This window comes from Pseudokineococcus marinus (assembly GCF_013004605.1).
Lineage (GTDB): Bacteria > Actinomycetota > Actinomycetes > Actinomycetales > Quadrisphaeraceae > Pseudokineococcus > Pseudokineococcus marinus.
Map to the genome: position 1 here is coordinate 1 of NZ_JABEMA010000539.1, position 1,267 is coordinate 1,267.

Genomic DNA, 1,267 nt, shown 5'->3' on the forward strand with positions numbered 1-1,267 from the left:
CGCCGTGGCCGACCGGGGCGCCGGCGCGCCGTCGGGGGCCGACCCCGACGACGACCTCGACGACGCAGCGCTCGCGGACGGCGCCGACGGCGTCGACCCCCGCTCGGCGGCCACGACGGCGGTGCCCGCCCCGCCGGCCGTCGGCGAGGAGGAGGGGCCCTGGGACGAGGGCGACGACGAGGGGCCCTGGGACGAGGGCGACGAGGGGCCCTGGGACGAGACCGACGAGGGGCCCTGGGACGAGGACGACGAGGGGCTCGTCGCGCAGGACGACGTCAGCACGACGGCCCTCCCGGCCGCGGGTCGGGGCTCCGCCGGGTCGCCGCGGGGGACCGGGGAGGCGGAGGAGCGCACCGCGGCGATGAGCGCGCGCCCGACGAGCGCCCTGCCCCGCTCGAGCACCGCGGAGCCGGCCCCGGCGGGTCGTCCCGACCCCTGGGGCCACGGCCCCGTGGGGGCGAGCCGGACGGAGTCGGCCCCCCACGAGTCGGCCCCCTACGAGTCGGGGGCCCGGACGGCCTGGAGCGAGGCGCCCTGGGCCGAGGCGGAGCAGCCCCAGGCGGTGCGGGCACCGGCTGCGAACCCGTGGGCAGCCCCCGCGGCGTGGCCGCCCGACCGCGGGCGGGGAGCCGGCCACGAGCGGGGGAGCGTCCACGGGTACGAGCGGTCGTACGACCACGGGTACGACCGGGCGTACGACCCGGGGCACGACTGGGGGCACGACGGGGGGCACGGCCGGGGGTACGACGGGGTGGGCACCCCCGCACCCCTGCCGCCCCTGGGCGAGCCGCCGGTGCGGCGCCCGGACCGCCCGGGCCTGCGCGCCGCCTGGGCCGCGGCGCTCGTCGCCGTCACGGCGCTCCTGCCGGCCGTGGGCGTCCTCGTCGCCGCCGTCGTCGTCGTCGTGGCGAGGGTGGTCGATCGCAGCCAGCGCTGGGTGTCCCGGCGGCGCGAGCTCGTCGGGCCCCGGCGCGGCGACGTCCCGCTGGCGGTCCTGCGCTCGCCCCTGCCGCTGATCGGCGCGCTGGTCCCCGCGGCGCTGCAGCTGGTGCTGCCGCTCGCCGTGGCCGCCGCCGTCGTCTTCCTCACCGGGGTGCTCCTCGAGGGGGCCGCCGTGGTCCCGGGCGACCCGGTGACGCTGGCCGCGGGGGCGACGGCGGGGGTCGTCACCGCCTGGTGGGGGCCCGGGGGCGGGCGCCTGAGGCGGGGCGCCGGTCTCGTGAGCCGGGCCGCGCCGACCGGTGCCGGCGGCGCCGTCCTCGTCGTC

Annotated in this window: 1 pseudogene; it reads left to right on the forward strand. The window is 81.8% G+C overall.

What is annotated here, in order from left to right:
- Positions 1 to 1,267 (forward strand): annotated as a pseudogene (locus HLB09_RS17310) (hypothetical protein); the annotation flags it as partial.